This window comes from Pseudomonas sp. CFBP13508 (assembly GCF_005233515.1).
In the GTDB taxonomy this organism is placed as follows: domain Bacteria; phylum Pseudomonadota; class Gammaproteobacteria; order Pseudomonadales; family Pseudomonadaceae; genus Aquipseudomonas; species Aquipseudomonas mercuritolerans.
The window spans coordinates 196,312-217,440 of sequence record NZ_QFZZ01000003.1 but is presented as its reverse complement, the minus strand read 5'-3'; the positions used below and the strand labels follow the sequence as shown (position 1 = coordinate 217,440).

Sequence of the window (21,129 nt, the reverse complement as noted above, 5' to 3'; positions counted from 1 at the left end):
TCCTTGCTCGGGGGTGATGCTTGAAGGGTAGGTGAGGATTCGAAATGCGTTACCGAGGGTGTTTTTCGAGGTGTTTCCGGATTCTGAATTGACGTTGCATGGGCGGGCGCCTTCGCGAGCAGGCTCGCTCCCACAGGGATCTCAAAAATCTGTAAGGCATGAAAAAGCCCCGCACGGCGCGAACCGTGCGGGGCTTTCATGCAGCCAGGGTTTTACAGGCCAGCGGCGGAACGCAGGGCGTCGGCGCGGTCGGTTTTTTCCCAGGTGAACGTGGTGAAGCTGTCTTCGCCAACGGTCTTGGTCTGCGGTGCACGGCCGAAGTGGCCGTAGGCTGCGGTTTCCTGGTACATCGGGTGCAGCAGGTCGAGCATGGTGGTGATTGCGTATGGACGCAGGTCGAACACTTCACGCACCAGTTTGATGATCTTGTCATCGCTGATCTTGCCGGTGCCGAAGGTGTTCAGCGAGATCGACGTAGGCTGGGCCACACCGATCGCGTAGGAAACCTGAATCTCGCAACGCTCGGCCAGGCCGGCTGCAACGATGTTCTTGGCCACGTAACGGCCAGCGTAGGCAGCCGAACGGTCAACCTTCGATGGATCCTTGCCGGAGAACGCGCCGCCGCCGTGACGGGCCATGCCGCCGTAGCTGTCGACGATGATCTTGCGACCGGTCAGACCGCAGTCACCTACCGGGCCGCCAATGATGAACTGGCCGGTCGGGTTGATGTGGAACTGGGTGTCCTTGCTCAGCAGTTCGGCAGGCAGTACGTGCTTGACGATCAGCTCCATCACGCCTTCGCGCAGGTCTTTGTACGAGACTTCCGGGTTGTGCTGGGTCGACAGAACAACAGCGTCGATGCCGACAACCTTGCCGCCTTCGTAACGGCAGGTCACTTGCGACTTGGCATCCGGACGCAGCCAAGGCAGCAGGCCCGACTTGCGTGCTTCAGCCTGACGCTGCACCAGCTGGTGCGAGAAGGTGATCGGCGCTGGCATCAAAACGTCGGTTTCGTTGCTGGCGTAGCCGAACATCAGGCCCTGGTCGCCGGCGCCCTGATCTTCAGGCTTGGCGCGGTCAACACCCTGGTTGATGTCAGGGGACTGCTTGCCGATGATGTTCATCACGCCGCAGGTCGCGCCGTCGAAGCCGACTTCGGAGCTGGTGTAGCCGATGTCGCAGATCACGTCACGAACGATCTGCTCCAGGTCGACCCAGGCGCTGGTGGTCACTTCACCGGCAACGATGGCCACGCCGGTCTTGACCAGCGTTTCCACGGCCACGCGAGCGTGTTTGTCCTGGGCAATAATGGCGTCCAGCACCGCATCGGAAATCTGGTCGGCGATTTTGTCCGGATGTCCTTCAGACACGGACTCGGAGGTGAAGAGGGAGTATTCGCTCATCTCGATGTTTTCCTGAATTTACCGATGGTGAGTGTCGCCAGCCGGTCGCTGAAAGTGGCGAACCTGGATCTGGAAACCATTACGTAAGCCTACATAGAGGCTTTCCCCGGGAACGAGTCCCGCAGCGGTGGCCCAACGGGCCAGATCGTCCTGTTCAAACCCCAACCAGAGATCACCGCAGGCCTCCCTGGCCCAACTCTGGTTGTGGCTACATAACTCTGTCACGAGCAGGCTACCGCCCGGTTGCAGCAAGTCGGCCATGTGCCTGAGCGCATCGGCCGGGGCGGCGAAATGGTGCAGGACCATGTTCAACACCACGCAATCGGCTTGAAGGCTTGTGCCGTTCAATGCATCGGCCAATTGCAGGCTGACGTTAGCCAGCTGTTCACGTTCACACACCTGACGCGCCAGTTCGAGCATCGCCGGGCTGTTGTCCAGCGCGGTTACGGTGCCGAAGCGACGGGCCAGTTCCGGCAGAAAAGCACCATCGCCGGGGCCGACTTCAATGGCCGTGGCTGCACCATCGAAGTTCAGTTTGTCGAGCAGCGCCAGCACGCTGTCACGGTACTGCGGCAGGCCTGCGATCAAATCCTGCTGGGCACGGAATTTTTCCGCGACCCGGGCGAAAAAGTCCCGGCTGGCGGCGGCACGCTGACCATGAACCTGCTCGATGCGCGCTTGCACTTCATCAGGCAGATGCAGATTGTCGACTTCTTCCAGCAATGCCGCATGCAGCTTGCCGCCGAGCAATTCGCTGTGTGGCAGGGCGCGACGATAGAAAATCGCGTTGCCCTCACGGCGTGTCGCCACCAGATCGGCTTGCGCCAGCACCTTGAGGTGATGGCTCATGCCCGACTGGCCGATGCCGAAAATCTGCGCCAGCTCCAGCACGCCAAACGAATCGTTGGCCAGCGCGCGCAATACATTCAGCCGCAGCGGATCGCCGCCGGCCTTGCACAGGGCCGCCAGCTCGTCGCAATCGTCATGGCGAATGGAAGGCACGCGTAAGTTCATAGGGCTGGCAGTCTAGAGACGGGGGCAAGGCACCGCAAGGCCAATATCAAAAAGTTTTGATATTGCTCGATAAATGGCACTTCTCAGCGCACGGTAGTCTCTACAAACGAATAGCGGAAAGGTTTCACCAAGCGAAACCTGTGCTATCGATTGGAAAAACGCCTGCCGATGACTATCTGTCATTGCCCCGAGGCGCATGGGTGAGGGAAAATGCCCTCCTTTTTTCCGTTTCAGTCTATTCACACCCAGGAGATCAGCGATGCCTAGCCGTCGTGAGCGTGCCAACGCCATTCGTGCCCTCAGCATGGATGCCGTGCAAAAAGCCAACAGCGGCCATCCCGGTGCCCCTATGGGTATGGCAGATATTGCCGAAGTGCTGTGGCGCGACTACCTCAAGCACAACCCGAGCAACCCGTCGTTCGCCGACCGTGACCGCTTCGTGCTGTCCAACGGCCACGGCTCGATGTTGATCTACTCGCTGCTGCACCTGACCGGTTACGACCTGTCGATCGACGACCTCAAGCAGTTCCGTCAACTGCACAGCCGCACTCCAGGCCATCCGGAATTCGGTTACACCCCGGGCGTTGAAACCACCACTGGTCCGCTGGGTCAGGGCCTGGCCAACGCCGTCGGTTTCGCCTTGGCGGAAAAAGTCATGGGCGCGCAGTTCAACCGTCCCGGCCACAACATCGTTGACCACCACACCTATGTGTTCCTCGGTGATGGCTGCATGATGGAAGGCATTTCCCACGAAGTCGCCTCTCTGGCCGGCACGCTGGGCCTGGGCAAGCTGATCGCCTTCTACGATGACAACGGCATTTCCATCGACGGCGAAGTCGAAGGCTGGTTCACCGATGACACGCCGAAGCGTTTCGAAGCCTACAACTGGCAGGTGATCCGCAACGTCGACGGCCACGATCCGGAAGAGATCAAGACCGCCATCGAAACCGCGCGCAAGAGCGCCCAGCCGACCCTGATCTGCTGCAAGACCACCATCGGTTTCGGTTCGCCGAACAAGCAGGGCAAGGAAGACTGCCACGGCGCCCCACTGGGTGACGCGGAAATCGCCCTGACCCGTCAGGCGCTGAACTGGAACCACGGCCCGTTCGAAATCCCGGCCGAGATCTATGCCGAGTGGGACGCCAAGGAAGCTGGCCGCGCGGTCGAAGCCGAGTGGGATCAGCGTTTCGCCGCTTACTCCGCTGCATTCCCGACTGAAGCCAACGAGCTGATCCGCCGTCTGAGCGGCGAGCTGCCGGCCGACTTCTCGGAAAAAGCCTCGGCCTACATCGCCGAAGTCGCGGCCAAGGGCGAAACCATAGCCAGCCGCAAAGCCAGCCAGAACACCCTCAACGCCTTCGGCCCGCTGCTGCCGGAAATGCTCGGCGGTTCGGCTGACCTCGCCGGCTCCAACCTGACCCTGTGGAAAGGCTGCAAAGGCGTCAGCGCTGAAGATGCCAGCGGCAACTACATGTACTACGGCGTGCGCGAGTTCGGCATGACCGCGATCATGAACGGCGTCGCCCTGCACGGCGGTCTGGTGCCTTACGGCGCGACGTTCCTGATGTTCATGGAATACGCACGCAACGCCGTACGTATGTCGGCTTTGATGAAGAAGCGCGTGATCCACGTCTACACCCACGACTCCATCGGTCTGGGCGAAGACGGCCCGACGCACCAGCCAATCGAGCAATTGACCAGCCTGCGCAGCACGCCGAACCTCGACACCTGGCGTCCAGCCGATGCCGTGGAATCGGCAGTGGCCTGGAAGAACGCTCTGGAACGCAAGGACGGCCCGTCGGCGCTGATCTTCTCGCGGCAGAACCTGCAACATCAGGAACGCGACGCTGGCCAGATTGCCAACATCAGCCGTGGCGGTTATGTGCTCAAGGATTGCGCAGGCGAGCCTGAGCTGATCCTGATCGCCACCGGTTCGGAAGTCGGTCTGGCGGTTCAAGCCTTCGACAAACTGACCGAGCAAGGCCGCAAGGTTCGCGTGGTCTCGATGCCTTGCACCAGCGCGTTCGATGCTCAGGATGCGGAGTACAAGCAGTCGGTTCTGCCGTTGCAGGTCAGTGCACGTATCGCCATCGAAGCCGCCCATGCCGATTTCTGGTTCAAGTATGTGGGTCTGGAAGGTCGTGTGATCGGCATGACCACCTACGGTGAGTCGGCGCCGGCTTCGGCATTGTTCGAAGAGTTCGGCTTTACCCTGGAAAACATCCTCGGTCAGGCTGAAGAGCTGCTGGAAGACTAAATCTGACAGTTATGTTGTCCGGGCTGACGCCTTCGCGAGCAGGCTCGCTCCCACAGGGAAATGCATTCCAATGTGGGAGCGAGCCTGCTCGCGAAAGCGCTGGTTCAGGCAATATCGCACTGCATGATTCACCACGGTAATCGAGAACCCCATGCCTCAACCGCGTCCCTACAAAGTTGCACTCAACGGCTACGGCCGCATTGGTCGTTGCGTCTTGCGGGCGTTGTTCGAGCGCGGCGCGCAGGCCGGGTTTGAAATTGTCGCGATCAACGATCTGGCCGACATGGCCAGCATCGAATACCTGACACGCTTCGACTCCACCCACGGCCGCTTTCCCGGCGAAGTGCGGGTTGAGGGCGATTGTCTGCATATCAATGGCGACTGCGTGAAGGTCTTGCGCAGTGCCACCCCTGAAGGCATCGATTGGGCGTCGCTGGGCGTCGATCTGGTGCTTGAGTGCTCTGGCGCTTACCACACCCGTGCCGATGGCCAGCGGTTTCTCGACGCCGGCGCACCGCGCGTGCTGTTCTCGCAGCCGATGGCCAGCGAAGCGGATGTCGACGCCACCATCGTCTACGGCGTCAATCAGGACTGCCTGACCGGCGATGAACTGCTGGTGTCCAACGCCTCCTGCACCACCAACTGCGGCGTGCCGCTGCTGCGTCTGCTCGATCAGGCGATCGGTCTGGATTACGTGTCGATCACCACGATTCACTCGGCAATGAACGATCAGCCAGTGATCGACGCTTATCACCACGAAGACCTGCGCCGCACGCGTTCGGCGTTCCAGTCGGTGATCCCGGTGTCCACTGGTCTGGCACGCGGTATCGAGCGCCTGCTGCCGGAACTTGCCGGGCGAATTCAGGCCAAAGCCGTGCGCGTGCCGACAGTCAACGTGTCCTGCCTCGACATCACGATGCAGACCGCCACCGCGACTGACGCCAATGAGGTCAACCGGATCCTGCGCGAAGCCGCCACCAGCGGCCCGCTCAAAGGCCTTTTGGCCTACACCGAGTTGCCGCACGCCAGCTGTGATTTCAACCATGACCCACATTCGGCCATCGTCGATGCCAGTCAGACCCGTGTCTCCGGCCCCAAACTGGTGAACATCCTGGCCTGGTTCGACAACGAATGGGGTTTTGCCAACCGAATGCTGGACGTTGCAGACCACTATCTGCAAACAGCAACTTCAAAAAAACCGTAGGAAGTGCGACCCATGACCGTGTTGAAGATGTCCGACCTCGATCTGCAAGGTAAGCGCGTATTGATCCGCGAAGACCTCAACGTCCCCGTCAAGGACGGTGTTGTCACCAGCGACGCGCGCATCCTGGCTTCGCTGCCGACCATCAAGCTGGCCCTGGAAAAAGGCGCGGCAGTGATGGTCTGCTCGCACTTGGGCCGTCCTACCGAAGGCGAATTCTCCGCCGAGAACAGCCTGAAACCTGTTGCCGACTACCTGAGCAAGGCGCTCGGCCGCGAAGTGCCGCTGGTGGCTGACTACCTCGGCGGTGTCGAGGTCAAGGCTGGCGACATCGTGCTGTTCGAAAACGTGCGCTTCAACAAGGGCGAGAAAAAGAACGCCGACGACCTGGCCCAGCAATACGCGGCCCTGTGCGACGTGTTCGTGATGGACGCTTTCGGCACTGCTCACCGCGCCGAAGGTTCGACCCATGGTGTAGCCAAGTTCGCCAAAGTCGCTGCCGCTGGCCCGTTGCTGGCCGCTGAACTGGACGCACTGGGCAAAGCCCTGGGCGCACCGGCCAAGCCAATGGCGGCCATTGTTGCCGGCTCCAAGGTCTCGACCAAGCTCGACGTACTCAACAGCCTGAGCCAGATCTGCGATCAACTGATCGTCGGCGGCGGCATCGCCAACACCTTCCTCGCGGCCGCCGGCCACCCGGTTGGCAAATCGCTGTACGAACCGGACCTGCTCGACACCGCCCGTGAAATCGCGGCGAAAGTCAGCGTGCCGTTGCCGGTTGACGTCGTGGTCGCCAAGGAATTTGCCGAAAGCGCTGAAGCGATCGTCAAGTTGATCGCTGACGTGGCGGCAGACGACATGATTCTCGACATCGGCCCGCAAACTGCAGCCAACTTCGCCGAACTGCTGAAGTCGTCGAAAACCATTCTGTGGAACGGCCCGGTTGGCGTGTTCGAGTTCGATCAGTTCGGTAACGGCACCAAAGTGCTGGCCCAGGCTATCGCTGAAAGCTCGGCATTCTCCATTGCCGGCGGTGGCGACACCCTGGCGGCGATCGATAAATATGGCGTGGCTGAGCAGATCTCCTACATTTCCACCGGTGGTGGCGCGTTCCTCGAATTCGTCGAAGGCAAGGTGCTGCCCGCCGTTGAAGTCCTGGAAAGCCGGGCCAAGGCCTGAGGCCGCCCGTTTGGCCAGGCAAAGGAGTGTTCACATGGTCAAGTCGTTAGCGCTGTTGTTGCTGACCGGTACGCTGGCGGCCTGCGGGAGCACCCCTAAGGCCGACGCGACGCCAGCACCGAGCGAATCGCAGAAGGGCTGTTATCAGGCCGACTGGCAGGCCGAAACCAACCCGGTGCTGAACAAACGCTCGGGTCCGGACGGCCTGGACAAATACGAGACGCAAACCCCGGCCAAGGAACATGGTTGTCCTTGACGGGTCTGACTCTTTAACTCAGGGCTGGCGGCATGCGTCGTCAGTCGAGGAACACGGATGAAAGGCTTGATCGCCGTTGCGGCGTTGGCATTGTTGGGTGGTTGCGCGCAGTTGAACCTGTTTCAGTCGTCGGCCCCGGTAGACAACTGGACGACCTGGACCTGCGACAGCCAGGCCAAGGTGTTGTGGCGTTACGCCGATGCCGGCCAGAAGGCAGTCGACGTTCGCCTCGGCGGCGGTGATCAGGTCTATCGCCTGAAAGAAGAGCCGGGCGCCTCGGGCACGCTGTACAGCGATGGCATGCTGGCGTTTCACGTCAAGGGTGACGAAGGCCTGGTGTACTGGGTCGCCACCAATGACCTGATTGGCCGTGGTTGCAAGGCCGAGTAACACGATTGAATTGATGTACAAAGATCCAAATGTGGGAGCGAGCCTGCTCGCGAAAGCAATCTTGCCGTCGATGATGCAGTGTCTGTCAGACCGCTTTCGCGAGCAGGCTCGCTCCCACAGGGGTTCTCTGTTGTTCACACAGTTTTGGTAACACCGAATCACCAGACCGGGCCTCAACCCCCGATCTGCATTAACTTGAATAGCCGCCGCCGCTCCGGCAGGCTGGCACGATCAACGACCCTCAACCGGGAGAGACACACACAATGGCACTTATCAGCATGCGCCAGATGCTGGACCACGCAGCCGAGTTCGGCTACGGCGTTCCAGCTTTCAACGTCAACAACCTTGAGCAGATGCGCGCCATCATGGAAGCCGCTGACAAGACTGACTCCCCGGTGATCGTCCAGGCTTCGGCCGGCGCCCGCAAATACGCCGGCGCGCCATTCCTGCGTCACCTGATCCTGGCCGCGATCGAAGAATTCCCGCACATCCCGGTGTGCATGCACCAGGACCACGGCACCAGCCCTGACGTCTGCCAGCGTTCGATTCAACTGGGCTTCAGCTCGGTGATGATGGACGGCTCGCTGGGCGAAGACGGCAAGACCCCGACCGACTACGACTACAACGTCCGCGTTACCCAACAAACCGTGGCCATGGCCCACGCCTGCGGCGTTTCGGTAGAGGGCGAGCTGGGCTGCTTGGGTTCGCTGGAAACCGGTATGGCCGGTGAAGAAGACGGCATCGGCGCCGAAGGCGTTCTGGATCACAGCCAGATGCTGACCGACCCGGAAGAAGCCGCTGACTTCGTCAAGCGCACCCAGGTCGACGCCCTGGCCATCGCCATCGGCACCAGCCACGGCGCCTACAAGTTCACCAAGCCACCCACCGGCGACGTGCTGGCGATCGACCGCATCAAGGAAATCCACAAGCGCATCCCGAACACTCACCTGGTGATGCACGGTTCGTCCTCCGTGCCACAAGAGTGGCTGGCGATCATCAACCAGTACGGCGGCGACATCAAAGAAACCTACGGCGTCCCGGTTGAAGAAATCGTCGAAGGCATCAAGCACGGCGTGCGCAAGGTCAACATCGACACCGACCTGCGCCTGGCCTCCACCGGCGCCATGCGCCGTCTGATGGCCACCAACCCGAGCGAATTCGACCCACGTAAATTCTTCGGCGCCACCGTGACCGCAATGCGTGACGTGTGCATCGCGCGTTATGAAGCGTTCGGTACTGCCGGTAATGCTTCGAAGATCAAACCGATCTCGCTGGAAGCGATGTACCAGCGTTATCTGAAGGGTGAGTTGAACGCCAAGGTCAACTAAGCCTGAGTGTTGAGCTGATTAAAAGAAACCCGCCGATAGGCGGGTTTTTTGTCGGCAAATATTACGCCTGACGAAGTGATTTAAAGTAAGAGCAATTTATAATGCTTCGAAGACTCAGCAGATCTCGCTGGAGGCGATCTATCCGCGTCATCGGAAGGATGAGATAAACGTTGAGGTTAACTGATTTATCCATTTTTGTCGGTAATAAAAAAGTCAGCTTCTTGTGAATTTGATTCCGTAGGTCTGGCCGACATTCGGCCCACCTGATTCAACTTTAACCGTACCTTCCAAGTAGCTGTCGGTCCCGTCAGACGATTTCATCTTGATCGAGAGAGAGCTTGGGCCATGGTTAAGCTCATCTCTTTTCGTGGCATCTGATTTCGCTTGAAGATTAAAAGACCTGGTGGGTTTTGTATAGGTGCCAGTGACGATAAAATCGAGTCCGCAATAGTCCATGTAGCCTTTACTTATATTGCCGTTTTGCTGGCCTAGATCGTCAAATTTGAGTGTGGCGGCATGTTGCTCACTAGCGTTGAATACGAAGCCATTGTAAGTTTTCATAATGTTCACCTTCTGCATTCGAGTATTAAAGTCAAATAGGTTGTCTCCTGTTGCGTTCATGAGGTTAGGCAAGAAAGGCTCGCAGGTAACCTGATATAAATGACAGTTGTTTATAATCTTTAGCTATGGATGATGCATGCGGACTTAATTTTTTGATCTGTGAGATGAGCCAGTGAAATAATCTGCGGGGTTACTGGAGGAGTTCGATGTATCGGCGTGTCCCCTTTATCGGTCCCTTTGTCGATGAAGGTCATAGATGCTATTTAACATTATTCAATAGGTCTGGTGCATGCTGAGCCGTTGGACACCATAGAAAACGTAAAAGCAAAAATTCAAGATAAAGAGGGTATTTCACCCGATCAGCAACGCCTGATTTTTGCTGGCAAACAGCTCGACGATGGTCGAGCATTGTCTGACTACAAGAAAAAAAGGAGCAGTTCTTGACTTGGTCCTTAGATGGTAGAACGGTAATCACGGCTTCCGCTGTATTATTTTTTTTGTGATCGCCGAGCTGTAGATCCGGTTATTGAACGTCCGGTGATGCAGAAAGGATTTTGAAGGTCAATCCGATCTCGCTGAGGTGCGATCTTTCGATTTGTCTTTTCAGCATCCAAAACAATCAAAAGATCGTAGCCCGCAGTGGCTCTTACAGGAGGACGTAAGCTATTTGTCGTGATCAATATCCAGTTTGGTAAACGTCACCTGCCCACCTTCACTGGTGTAGCCAGTGTTGTCCTGCACATAAACCCCAGCCTTGAAGTACAACGGCTTGTCGCGCCAGGTCGCGCTGATCTGGGAATCCCACTGATACCCTGCTGCACTAACGCCCAACGCGCCGCCAGGACTCAGGTGGATCAGGTAGTTGAATTCGCGATCGAGCTTGATGCCGGTGGCGAGGGTGATGACGCGGCTTTCGGCGTCGTCCGGGCGCATGCGCACTTTGATCACCAGATTGCCGGTCTGGGTTTTTTCCTTGTACTGGTATTCGAGCTTGACCATCGGCCGCTGGCTCTCATACGCGTGGATCTGGCCGATGACGATCTTGCCCGAGCTCGGCACTTTGTTCACCGCGAGGGTGGCGCGCAGCAGGTTGTCGGCGTCCGGGTAGTACCAGTTGCGCAGGGTGCCGTTGCTGTAGGTTTCGCGCAATTCGGTACGAGGGTAGATGGCGTTTTCGGTTTTCGAGCCGGTTACCGGTGACCAGAAGAACAGGGTTCCGGTGTCGGAATGGAAGTACTGATCCTTGAAGCCATCCACCAGTTTTGAGGTTTCGACGGTGTACGGCGGGCTGCCAACAGGAACGCTGAGGTTCCAGGTTGCGAGGTCGATCATGACGGTTCTTCCAATCAATTCATCCGGAACGCCGGTGCCAGAAGCTCTAGCCCGCGCGTTTTCGGGCGTCTTTATAAGCGTAGCGGCATTTTTTGTTAATGCCCGTCCGGCGATTAGTTGACGTCAAAGTCCTGTCGAAATGCCATCCCGCCCGGTTTTCGGGGGCTGTGGCGGTGACCGTTAGTCGGCTCGACGGAACATTGGCCAAATGATGGCGTGACGACAGCTTCTGCTTTGCGGCATCCGCGACTAGAGTGAAGGCTCAGTACGTCTATGGTTTTGCCGGCAACCGGTCCCGATAAGAGAAGCAGCATGGAATGCGCGCAACCCCAGCCAGGTGAAGGCAGCTCGGTCCTTTTGATCGTCGATGATTACCCCGAAAACCTGATCAGCATGCGCGCGTTGCTGCAGCGTCAGGATTGGCACGTGATGACCGCCGCCTCGGGTTTCGAGGCGCTGAACCTTTTGCTCGAACACGACATCGACCTGGTCCTGCTCGATGTGCAGATGCCCGGCATGGACGGTTTCGAGGTCGCACGGTTGATGCGCGGCAGCCAGCGTACGCGGCTGACACCGATCATTTTCCTCACCGCCAACGAGCAATCCCAGGATGCCGTGATCAAGGGCTATGCCAGTGGCGCGGTGGATTACCTGTTCAAGCCGTTCGATCCGCAAATCCTCAAGCCCAAGGTCCAGGCGCTGCTCGAGCACCAGCGCAATCGCCGTGCCTTGCAACGCCTGAGTCATGACCTGGAAGTGGCGCGCGCTTTCAATGCCTCGGTGCTGGACAACGCCGCCGAAGGCATTCTGGTATTGAGCGAGGACGGCGTGATCCGCTTTGCCAACCCGGCGATTTCGCGACTGCTCAATGCGCCGGTGAAGGATCTGGAAGGCAAGGAGTTTCTCGATTTCCTGCAGAAGCCACACATTCCCCTGTGGGCCGATTCCGAGTTCTACGCCGGTTACCTGCGCGGTGAAACCCTGCGCCTGCATGATGCGTTGTTGCGTACTGCGCCGGGGCAGCAAGTGCCGGTGGCATTGTCCTGCGCGCCGCTGCCCTCGGAGCAGCACGCGATGGTGGTGACGGTGCTGGACATGTCGGTGGTGCGTCACTTGCACCAGCAACTAGAGTTCCAGGCGGTGACCGATCCGCTGACCGGGCTGCTCAACCGGCGCGGGTTCTACCAGACCGTGGAAAACCTGTTGTTGCGCGGCGAACGCAGCGACAGCAGCTGGGTGCTGCTCTACCTCGATCTCGACGGCTTCAAACGGGTCAATGATTCCCTCGGCCATGACGCCGGCGACCGCGTGTTGCGTTGGGTCTCCGAACAATTGAAGGCGTGCCTGCGGCCGTTCGATATTCTCGCGCGCATGGGCGGCGATGAATTTACCGCGCTGCTGGATCTGGAGTTCCCCGAGCAAGCGGCGAAGATTGCCGAAAAACTCATCGAACGGGTATCGGTCTGTCAGCAGATCGAAGGCCTGGATATCGTCCTTGGCGCCAGTATCGGCATCGCTACTTATCCCGACTGTGGCCGTAACCTCGACGGCTTGCTGCGCGCTTCGGACATTGCCATGTACGAAGCCAAGCGTGCCGGGCGTCAGCAATATCGCTTCTACGATCATGAAATGAACGGCCGCGCGCGTTCGCGTCTGATGCTTGAAGACAGCGTGCGCGAGGCTATCGAGAATCGTGATTTCAATCTGGTCTATCAGCCGCAGGTGGCGATCGGCAGCGGACAGATCCGTGGGTTCGAAGCGTTGCTGCGCTGGCAGCACCCGAGCGTCGGCGATGTGCCGCCGGGGTTGTTTCTGCCGTTGCTGGAAGAGGCGCGCTTGATCAGTCGCCTCGGCAGCTGGATCTATCACCGTGGCGCCGGCCAGCGCAAAGCCTGGGAAACCTTGTTCGCCGAAGATCTGGTGCTCGGCGTGAGCCTGAGCAACACCCAGTTCGGCCTGCCGAATCTGGTCACCGAATTGCGTCAGGTCATGGAACGCCATGCGCTGCAACCGCAGCAACTGGAAGTCGAGGTCACCGAAGAAGCGTTGATGCAAAACCCCGACGAAACCCGCAAGCAACTACGCTTGCTGCGTCATCTCGGGGTGCGTGTGGCACTGGATGATTTCGGTTCCGGGCCTTGCTCGCTGACGCATCTGCGCGATCTGGAACTGGACACGCTGAAGCTCGACCGCCACCTGATCGCGCGCCTGCCGGACTCGCCACGCGATGCGGCGCTGGTGCGCATGGTTCTCGACCTGTGCAAGCAATACAGTCTGCTGGTGATTGCCGAAGGGGTGGAAACCCTCGAGCAATATCAGTGGCTGCAAGCCCATGGCTGCGAATACGTGCAGGGCTTCCTCGTCGCGCGGCCGTTGATCGCCGAAGACGCGGTCAGCTTCGTTGAACCGTTTGACTGGAGCGCGTTGCCCGGTTGAATTCGCTACACTGGCGCACCTTTTTTCGAACCGTGCTGCCCGTCCATGACTGTGTTGAAGTACCTCCAGGCCTACCCCGCGCAATTGCAGGATCAGGTGCGTCAACTGATTGCCGAAGGGCGGCTGGGTGATTACCTCGATCAACGCTATTCGGGGCGACATGACGTGCAGAGCGACAAGGCCTTGTACAGTTACGCGCTGGATCTCAAGCAGCAGTACATGCGCAATGCGCCGGCCATCGACAAAGTGCTGTTCGACAACCGCCTCGACCTTACCCACCGCGCGCTCGGCCTGCACAGCACAGTCTCGCGGGTGCAGGGCGGCAAGCTCAAGGCCAACAAGGAAATCCGCATCGCCGCGCTGTTCAAGGACGCCGCGCCGGATTTTCTGAAGATGATCGTGGTGCACGAGCTGGCGCACTTCAAGGAATCGGATCACAACAAGGCGTTCTATAAACTGTGCGAGCACATGCTGCCGGGGTATCACCAGATCGAGTTCGATCTGCGCGTGTACCTGACGTGGCGGGATATGCAGGCTTGACCAATCAGGAAGGTGTGGATGGACGTCAGCAAGACCAAAAGCAGTTTCTATCGCCGTTTGTACGTGGCTTATCTAATCGATAGCGGCCTGGCGCCGAGTGTGCCGACGTTGACCGAAGTCACCGGCATGCCCCGACGCACGGCGCAGGACACAATTGCCGCGCTGGCCGATCTGGATATCGTTTGTGAATTCGAGCAGGAGGAGGGCGCGCGCAATCATGCCGGGCGCTATCGGATTCGCGATTGGGGTGCGATTGATCGCGGGTGGATCGAACGCAATTTGCGGCAGATCAAGGCTGTTCTTGAGTATCCCTGAAAAAGCCCCTCACCCCAGCCCTCTCCCAGAGGGAGAGGGAGCCGATCGGGGGAAATTGTAAAATTTCACCGACGTGAGCGAATGCTGTTGAATCCATAATCGACACTGTTTTTCAGGTCGCCGCATGGCCCAAGACACCAAGGTTAGTCCCCTCTCCCTCTGGGAGAGGGTTAGGGTGAGGGGCTGTTCAGGCGCGACGCATCCCGATGTGCGGAATGTCATCCTCGAGATATTCCTCGCCGACTGCGACAAACCCGTACTTGCCGTAATACCCCTGCAGATGCGCCTGCGCCGACAGATAGATCGGAACCTGCGGCCAGTGCTTCTCGGCCTGTTTCAGTGCCTGTTCCATCATCTCGTGCCCCAGCCCCTTGCCACGCCCGGCAGGGGCGGTGATCACCCGGCCAATCACCACGTCGCCGCCTTGGGATTCCGGGTCCAGCAGGCGCAGGTATGCCATCAACTGATCGTCTTCCCAACCCATCAGATGATGGGTATCGCCCTCCAGATCCTGGCCGTCGAGGTCCGGATAGGCGCATTTCTGTTCGACCACGAACACATCCGAGCGCAGCTTCAATAATGCGTACAACTGCTCTTTGCCCAGATCGCTGTGATGTTTGCAGATCCACTCGATTGTCATTTTGCGATTCCTTGACGATGTCGCCCGATACTAAGCGCAGCAGCGCCGTATGTCTGTATGGCGCAACAGTCTGTGATAAAGGTCAAAATGCCACTATTCCTTTCTCGCGCTGGCTGCGACTTTGTGTAATCTGCTCCAGAGCACTGTCCACTGGCTCCCATGAGCTAATGTTCAATGCTTGGGTTTTGCCGGTAAGGGGCCTTGGGTTTTGACGTGAAACCACGTCGGGCGGTTGCCCGCTGAGGATGTTCAAGCATGCTGCGATTGCTTCAAGCCGTTGCTTTTATCGGACTGCTGGTGCTCGGCCAGGATGCTGCGGCGCAGAAGCTGCGGCTGGCGTTCGATAACTGGCCGCCATTTACCGACGATGCACTGGTCAACGGTGGCCTGGCCACTGACATTGTCAGCACCGCACTGGCTCGCGCCGGTTATGCCAGCGGTTACGAACAGGTGCCTTGGGCGCGGGCGTTGCTGGGGATTGGCGAGGGGCGTTACGACGTTCTGGTCAACGCCTGGTACAACGACGAGCGCACGCAGATCGGCCAGTTTTCCGGTGAGTACCTGATCAACCGCATCCGCTTCCTCAAGCGCAAAGACGCGCCCATTGAATACAACAGCCTCGAGCAACTGCACACCTATCCGATTGCGGTGGTGCGCGGCTATGCCTATTCCGCACCGTTCGATGCCGACACGGCGATGCAGAAAGTGCCCGTGCACAACTTCGCCATGGGCGTGCGCATGCTCGCGGCGGATCGGGTCAAGCTGACGCTTGAGGATGAGTACGTAGCGAAGTATTACCTGGCGCGGGAATCGGCCAAGGTACGCAATTCGGTGGAGTTTTTACCCAAGCCGTTGAGTGAGAACAGCCTGCATATTCTGGTCAGCCTGAAGAACCCGCAGCATGAGCAGATCGTCGCCGGGTTTGACCGGGCGATTGCAGCGATGAAGGCTGACGGGACTTATGAGAAGTTATTGCGGCGGCATGGAATGTAGTTGGGAGCTACAAGCTTCAAGCGGCAAGCTGCAAGTTAGAAGCCGGGTAGCGTTTGGCTTGTAGCTTGTAGCTTGTAGCTTGTAGCTTGTAGCTTGTAGCTTGTAGCTTGTAGCTTGTAGCTTGTAGCTTGTAGCTTGTAGCTTGCAGCTTGCAGCTAGACTTCTTTGATCAAATGCGCCGCCAATGTCCGAAGCGGTCCCAACTGCCGGCAAATCAGCGCCAGCTGCGTCTGCACCAACCGCTGCCCTTCATCGATTTCATCCGGCATTTGTTCCAGCTCATTGGCCAGCGCTTCTTCTTCATCACTCTGAATCGCGATTGGCTGCTTGCTCGCCAGGCCTTGGGCGATTTCGTCGATGCTGCTCGCCAGTTTCGCCCCGGCGCCTTCGATCAGATGCTCACGAACCTCGGCCGGCAGCTGCGTTTCGCGGTGCGCGCCGAGGCCGGACAAGTAGCTGAGCAGAGTGTGCGACAGCACCAGGAAGCGGAAGCCGACATCCGCCTCCTTACGGAAATGCCCCGGCTCCATAAGCATGTTCGCCAGTGTCGTCGACAGTGCGGCATCGGCGTTATGGGCGTTGCGTCGGGCCAGGCGATAGGCCAGGTCATCGCTCTTGCCGGCGGCGTATTGCTGCATGATCTGGCGCAGGTAGATGCTGTTGCAGGTCAGGGTGTTGGCCAGCACTTTGTTCAGGCGCCGACCCTGCCAGTCCGGCAGGAACAGGAACACCGCCAGCCCGGCAATCAGGCTGCCCAACAGCGTATCGAACAGCCGTGGCAGAAACAGCCCGTAGCCATCGCCGACCTGATTGAAGCAGAACAGCACCATGATGGTGATCGCCGCCGTCGCCAGGGTGTAGCGGGTGGTGCGATTGGTAAAGAACACCACACCGGCAGCGATGGCGAAGCACGATTGCACCACAGGGTTGGGGAACAGATCGAACAGCGCCCAGGCCACCGTCAGGCCAATGGCCGTGCCGATGATCCGCTGGCCGAGCTTGCGTCGGGTGGCGCCGTAGTTCGGCTGGCAGACGAACAGCGTGGTGAGAATGATCCAGTAGCCTTGCGACGGGTGGATCAGGTGCACCATGCCGTAGCCGATGCTCAGTGCCAGCGGCAGGCGCAGGGCATGACGGAACAGCAGCGAAGTCGGCGTCAGTTGCGTGCGCAGGCGAATCCACACGTCCTTGAGATTGCGCGGTGAGCGGTCGAGCAGGCTGCTGTCGGTGGCGTCCGCCAGGGCATCGGGGTTGCTGGCATCGCTGAGCAGGCGGTCGAGGGTGCCGAGGTTGGCCGCCAGTGCGCGTAGCGAGCGCAGCAGACCGCGCCATGCCGGGTTGCTCTGGATGCGCAAGTGTTCGAGGGAGGCGTGGAGGTCGTTCAGGGCTTCGGCGAAACTTGCGTCGTAGATGAACGGCTGGCGCATCTGGATTGACTCGGCCAAGGCCCGGCAGGCCTTGCCTTGCTGGCGCAGCAGGCGCTGGCAGCGGAACAGCACGTCGCTGTGGAAGAACGCCTCGGCCAGCGCGTTGTAAGGGTAGTGCGAAGAGCTGGCGCGTTCGTGAATGTCCTGAGCGAGGAAATACAGCTTCAGATAACGGCTGACTTTCGAGCCGGGCCGGCCGTTACCGACACGGTGCAGGATGATTTCCTTGGCCGTGTTCAGGGCGGCGACCACGCGGCCATTCTGCTGCGCCAGTTCGAGGCGGCGGGCTTCGACGTCCATCTGCCGGATCGGCTCGAACAGCGAGGATTTCAGCTTCAGATACAGGCCCAGTTCACGGAACAGCCGCGCCAGACTTTGCTGCACCGGTTGATTGGAAAACAGCGCCTGCCATAGGACCGAGAGCAGGCCGTACCACGCCGCGCCGGCGACCAGCAGCATCGGTTCGTGCCAGAAATCGGTAACCGCGCCGCCGCGCTGATCAACGCCGATCATCGTGTAGACCGAGAGAATCAGCGTCGCCGAGGCGATCGCACCGTAACGCTCGCCCAGCGCGCCGAGCATGGTCAGACCGAAACTGGCCAGCGCCAAGGCCACGGCGAAAATGATCGGGTAAGGAAAGAGCAATTCCACCGACAGCGCGGCGATGCTGAAACACACCAGCGTCACCGCCAGAGCGTTGAGACGACCCTGCCAACTGTCGTCGGTTTCGGCCAGGGCGCTGGCGATGATGCCGAGGAACAACGGGATCAGCAGGCCCATTTCATCCTGATACCAGCACAGCGCCATGCTGCCGGTCAGGGCGATGAATACCCGCACGCTATAGCTGAATTTATCCAGCGCCCACAGGCGCCGCAAAGACTGACGAAACGAGGTCGAGGACATGAAGTGCGAAGGCCTTCCGAGGCGATGCCGCTAAATTGAGCCAGTAATGACGCCGACGCAATGGCGCCGAGCACATCTGACAGCAAAAAGTGTTCCTTTTACTTACACCACAAACCATTGTGGGAGCGAGCCTGCTCGCGAAAGCGGAGTGTCATTCAACATTGATGTCGACTGGTACACCGCATTCGCGAGCAGGCTCGCTCCCACAGGGTTTTGTATTTAGCCTTGAGTTAAGCGTACTGCGCCGCAGCGTAACCCGAGGCCCAGGCCCACTGGAAATTGAAGCCGCCCAGGTGCCCGGTGACGTCGAGCACTTCACCAATGAAGTACAGGCCGGGGCTTTTCAGCGATTCCATGGTCTTGGACGACACCTCGCGGGTATCGACGCCACCCAGAGTCACCTCAGCCGTGCGATAGCCCTCAGTCCCCGCCGGCACGACTTTCCAGCTGCCGAGCTTCTCGGCAATCTCCGCCAGTTCGGCGTGGGTGTACTGCTTCATTGGTTTGGAAACGAACCAGTTGTCCGCCAGCAGATTGGCCATTTTCTTGGTGAAGATCTCGCCAAGCAAAGTCTTCAGCTCGCTGTTCGGACGCTCGGCGACTTGCTCTTGCAGCCAGCTCGCCGCGTCGTGATCCGGCAGCAGGTTGATTTCCACCGTGTCGCCGGGCTCCCAGAACGAAGAAATCTGCAGAATCGCCGGGCCGCTGAGGCCACGGTGAGTGAACAGGATGTTCTCGCGAAAGCTCTGGTCATTGCAGCTGACCAGACAATCCACCGAGGTGCCGGACAGCTCTGTGCACAACTCCTTGAGCTGGTCGGTAATGGTGAACGGCACCAGCCCGGCGCGGGTCGGCAGCAGCTCATGGCCGAACTGTTTGGCGACTTGATAACCGAATCCGGTAGCGCCCAGGGTCGGAATCGACAGCCCGCCGGTGGCGATCACCAGAGACTGGCACTGAACCTGACCAAGTGTGGTGTCGAGCAGATAACCGCTGTCGGTTTTTTCGATGGTCTGGATCGAAGTGTCCAGGTGCAGCTCGACGCCGGCCTGATCGCATTCATCAAGGAGCATGCCGAGGATGTCGCTGGATTTGTGATCGCAGAACAGCTGGCCGAGTTTCTTCTCGTGGTACGGCACGCCATGTTTGCCGACCAGACCGATGAAATCCCACTGGGTGTAACGCGCCAGCGCCGATTTGCAGAAATGCGGGTTCTGCGAAAGGAAATTGCTCGGTTCGGTATGCATGTTGGTGAAATTGCAGCGACCGCCGCCGGACATGAGGATTTTCTTGCCGGCCTTGTTCGCGTGGTCGAGCAGCAACACCTGACGCCCGCGCCCGGCGGCGGTCAGGGCACACATCAAGCCGGCCGCGCCAGCGCCAATGATCACGACTTCGGTAGAGCGCAAAACGGTGTCCTCTTGGTGGGTCGCTACAAAACAAACTGTGGGAGCGAGCCTGCTCGCGAAAGCGTTGTGTCATTCAACAATGATGTCGACTGACAGATTGCATTCGCGAGCAGGCTCGCTCCCACAGGGGATCTCCTCTGGATGGAAGATCGCTTACAGAATACGCACGCGCAACGAGCGGCCCTTGATCTTGCCGTCGTTCAGGCGCTGCAAGGCCTGCATGGCCACGGTGCGCTCGACAGCGACGTAGGCCTGGAAATCGAAGATCGCGATCTTGCCGACCTGCGCACCGGGAATGCCCGCTTCGCCGGTCAGTGCGCCAAGAATGTCGCCCGGGCGCACTTTGTCTTTGCGGCCAGCGCCGATGCACAGGGTAGTCATCGGCGGTTGCAGCGGCGCCAGGCCCTGGGACTTGAGGTTGTCGATCTGATCCCAGTTCAGCGGCGCTTTCTGCAGTTGTTCGATGGCTTGCGCACGATGAGCTTCGGACGGCGCGACCAGGCTGATGGCGATGCCTTTCTCGCCCGCGCGACCGGTACGGCCGACGCGGTGGATGTGGATTTCCGAATCGCGCGCCAGCTCGACATTGATCACCATGTCCAGCGCATCGATGTCCAGACCACGGGCGGCGACGTCGGTGGCGACCAGCACCGAGGTGCTGCGGTTAGCGAACATCGCCAGGACCTGATCGCGGTCACGCTGTTCCAGATCGCCGTGCAGTCCAACGGCGGAAATACCTTTGGCGGTCAGGTGATCGACGGTTTCCTGAACCTGCTGCTTGGTGAAGCAGAACGCCACGCAGGACGCCGGACGGAAGTGGTGCAGGACTTTGGTCACCGCGCTCATGCGCTCTTCCGGGGAAATCTCGTAGAAGCGCTGCTCGATCTGCGTGTCGTCGTGGAAGGCTTCAGCCTTGACGGTCTGCGGATCGCGCATGAATTTCGAAGCCAGTTGCTTGATGCCCACCGGGTAGGTCGCGGAGAACAGCAGAGTCTGCCGGCGCTCCGGGGTCTTGATGATAATGTCTTCGATGGCGTCGTAGAAACCCATGTCGAGCATGCGGTCGGCTTCGTCGAGGATCAGCGTGTTCAGGCCATCGAGCACCAGCGAGCCCTTGCGCAAGTGCTGCTGAATGCGCCCTGGGGTGCCGACGATGATGTGTGCGCCGTGTTCCAGCGAAGCGATCTGCGGGCCGAACGACACGCCGCCGCACAGGGTCAGGACCTTGATGTTGTCTTCGGCGCGGGCCAGACGGCGGACTTCCTTGGCCACCTGGTCGGCCAGCTCGCGGGTCGGGCAGATCACCAACGCCTGGCAACCGAAGTAGCGCGGGTTGATCGGGTTGAGCAGGCCGATGCCGAATGCGGCGGTCTTGCCGCTGCCGGTCTTGGCCTGGGCGATCAGGTCCATCCCCTTGAGGATCACCGGCAAGCTCTGCGCCTGGATCGGCGTCATCTGGGCATAACCGAGTGATTCGAGGTTAGCCAGCATGGCGGCGGACAGCGGCAGAGTATTAAAAGCGGTGGCGATGGTGGTCACGGGACT

Annotated in this window: 18 protein-coding genes and 1 pseudogene; 10 read left to right on the top strand and 9 right to left on the bottom strand. The window is 59.4% G+C overall.

The genetic code is table 11. The features are described 5' to 3' along the window. Positions 1-212: 212 nt before the first annotated feature. Positions 213-1,403: a methionine adenosyltransferase gene (gene metK, locus PspCFBP13508_RS09335; RefSeq protein ID WP_024014624.1), complete on the bottom strand. Its 1,191-nt coding sequence runs from the start codon at positions 1,401-1,403 to the stop codon at positions 213-215. An 18-nt stretch (positions 1,404-1,421) separates the two neighbouring features. After that, on the bottom strand, positions 1,422-2,417 hold the full coding sequence (locus tag PspCFBP13508_RS09330; RefSeq protein WP_130911658.1) for a metalloregulator ArsR/SmtB family transcription factor: 996 nt from the start codon (positions 2,415-2,417) through the stop codon (positions 1,422-1,424). A gap of 259 nt (positions 2,418-2,676) precedes the next feature. On the opposite strand from PspCFBP13508_RS09330, the gene tkt reads away from it, so the two are divergent. From tkt to fba, 6 genes are all read left to right on the top strand, one after another. Next, positions 2,677-4,674 (top strand): transketolase, encoded by a 1,998-nt coding sequence (tkt, locus tag PspCFBP13508_RS09325; RefSeq protein ID WP_024014622.1) that lies wholly within the window; start codon positions 2,677-2,679, stop codon positions 4,672-4,674. A 151-nt stretch (positions 4,675-4,825) separates the two neighbouring features. Then, positions 4,826-5,878, top strand: a complete 1,053-nt coding sequence (gene epd, locus PspCFBP13508_RS09315) for an erythrose-4-phosphate dehydrogenase (RefSeq protein WP_130911661.1) — start codon at positions 4,826-4,828, stop codon at positions 5,876-5,878. A 12-nt stretch (positions 5,879-5,890) separates the two neighbouring features. Then, complete coding sequence (locus tag PspCFBP13508_RS09310; RefSeq protein ID WP_137214283.1) at positions 5,891-7,054, top strand: phosphoglycerate kinase; 1,164 nt, start codon at positions 5,891-5,893, stop codon at positions 7,052-7,054. A gap of 34 nt (positions 7,055-7,088) precedes the next feature. Next, positions 7,089-7,310 carry a hypothetical protein gene (locus PspCFBP13508_RS09305; protein WP_137214282.1) on the top strand — a complete coding sequence of 74 codons (222 nt, stop codon included), beginning with the start codon at positions 7,089-7,091 and terminating at the stop codon, positions 7,308-7,310. A gap of 57 nt (positions 7,311-7,367) precedes the next feature. After that, complete coding sequence (locus PspCFBP13508_RS09300) at positions 7,368-7,700, top strand: MliC family protein (RefSeq protein WP_137214281.1); 333 nt, start codon at positions 7,368-7,370, stop codon at positions 7,698-7,700. A gap of 263 nt (positions 7,701-7,963) precedes the next feature. Further along, a complete protein-coding gene (gene fba, locus PspCFBP13508_RS09295) occupies positions 7,964-9,028 on the top strand; it encodes a class II fructose-bisphosphate aldolase (RefSeq protein WP_008081027.1) in 1,065 nt (354 codons plus the stop codon). A 213-nt stretch (positions 9,029-9,241) separates the two neighbouring features. Here the strand turns inward: fba and PspCFBP13508_RS09290 are convergent, their stop codons facing one another. Together PspCFBP13508_RS09290 and PspCFBP13508_RS09280 are read right to left on the bottom strand one after the other, a co-directional pair. After that, positions 9,242-9,589, bottom strand: coding sequence for a hypothetical protein (locus tag PspCFBP13508_RS09290; protein ID WP_137214280.1), 348 nt, complete (start codon positions 9,587-9,589; stop codon positions 9,242-9,244). A 663-nt stretch (positions 9,590-10,252) separates the two neighbouring features. After that, the gene (locus tag PspCFBP13508_RS09280; RefSeq protein ID WP_122748171.1) at positions 10,253-10,921 is read right to left on the bottom strand and encodes a polysaccharide lyase family 7 protein; all 669 of its coding nucleotides are present in this window, start codon (positions 10,919-10,921) and stop codon (positions 10,253-10,255) included. A gap of 312 nt (positions 10,922-11,233) precedes the next feature. On the opposite strand from PspCFBP13508_RS09280, the gene PspCFBP13508_RS09275 reads away from it, so the two are divergent. From PspCFBP13508_RS09275 to PspCFBP13508_RS09265, 3 genes are read left to right on the top strand one after another with little or no spacing between them, the layout of a single operon-like run. After that, entirely contained in the window at positions 11,234-13,357 is a 2,124-nt protein-coding gene (locus PspCFBP13508_RS09275) for an EAL domain-containing protein (protein ID WP_137214279.1), read from the top strand. A 45-nt stretch (positions 13,358-13,402) separates the two neighbouring features. Beyond that, positions 13,403-13,897: a M48 family metallopeptidase gene (locus tag PspCFBP13508_RS09270; RefSeq protein WP_137214278.1), complete on the top strand. Its 495-nt coding sequence runs from the start codon at positions 13,403-13,405 to the stop codon at positions 13,895-13,897. Between the two features lie 18 nt (positions 13,898-13,915). Continuing rightward, the gene (locus tag PspCFBP13508_RS09265) at positions 13,916-14,212 is read left to right on the top strand and encodes a winged helix-turn-helix domain-containing protein (protein WP_137214277.1); all 297 of its coding nucleotides are present in this window, start codon (positions 13,916-13,918) and stop codon (positions 14,210-14,212) included. Between the two features lie 187 nt (positions 14,213-14,399). Here the strand turns inward: PspCFBP13508_RS09265 and PspCFBP13508_RS09260 are convergent, their stop codons facing one another. Further along, positions 14,400-14,852, bottom strand: a complete 453-nt coding sequence (locus tag PspCFBP13508_RS09260; protein ID WP_137214276.1) for a GNAT family N-acetyltransferase — start codon at positions 14,850-14,852, stop codon at positions 14,400-14,402. A gap of 255 nt (positions 14,853-15,107) precedes the next feature. Here PspCFBP13508_RS09260 and PspCFBP13508_RS09255 point away from each other — a divergent pair, with 255 nt between their 5' ends. After that, the gene (locus PspCFBP13508_RS09255; protein WP_137214275.1) at positions 15,108-15,845 is read left to right on the top strand and encodes a transporter substrate-binding domain-containing protein; all 738 of its coding nucleotides are present in this window, start codon (positions 15,108-15,110) and stop codon (positions 15,843-15,845) included. 155 nt (positions 15,846-16,000) lie between these two features. Here the strand turns inward: PspCFBP13508_RS09255 and yccS are convergent, their stop codons facing one another. The 4 genes and pseudogenes from yccS to dbpA all read right to left on the bottom strand — a co-directional run bounded on the left by yccS (position 16,001) and on the right by dbpA (position 21,123). Further along, positions 16,001-18,175 carry a YccS family putative transporter gene (gene yccS, locus PspCFBP13508_RS09250; protein ID WP_130911667.1) on the bottom strand — a complete coding sequence of 725 codons (2,175 nt, stop codon included), beginning with the start codon at positions 18,173-18,175 and terminating at the stop codon, positions 16,001-16,003. A 117-nt stretch (positions 18,176-18,292) separates the two neighbouring features. Continuing rightward, positions 18,293-18,394 (bottom strand): annotated as a pseudogene (locus PspCFBP13508_RS27615) (metal ABC transporter ATP-binding protein); the annotation flags it as partial. Positions 18,395-18,405: 11 nt separating this feature from the next. Beyond that, positions 18,406-19,584: an NAD(P)/FAD-dependent oxidoreductase gene (locus PspCFBP13508_RS09245; RefSeq protein ID WP_137214274.1), complete on the bottom strand. Its 1,179-nt coding sequence runs from the start codon at positions 19,582-19,584 to the stop codon at positions 18,406-18,408. A gap of 153 nt (positions 19,585-19,737) precedes the next feature. Continuing rightward, complete coding sequence (gene dbpA / locus PspCFBP13508_RS09240) at positions 19,738-21,123, bottom strand: ATP-dependent RNA helicase DbpA (protein ID WP_024014613.1); 1,386 nt, start codon at positions 21,121-21,123, stop codon at positions 19,738-19,740. Positions 21,124-21,129 lie beyond the last annotated feature (6 nt).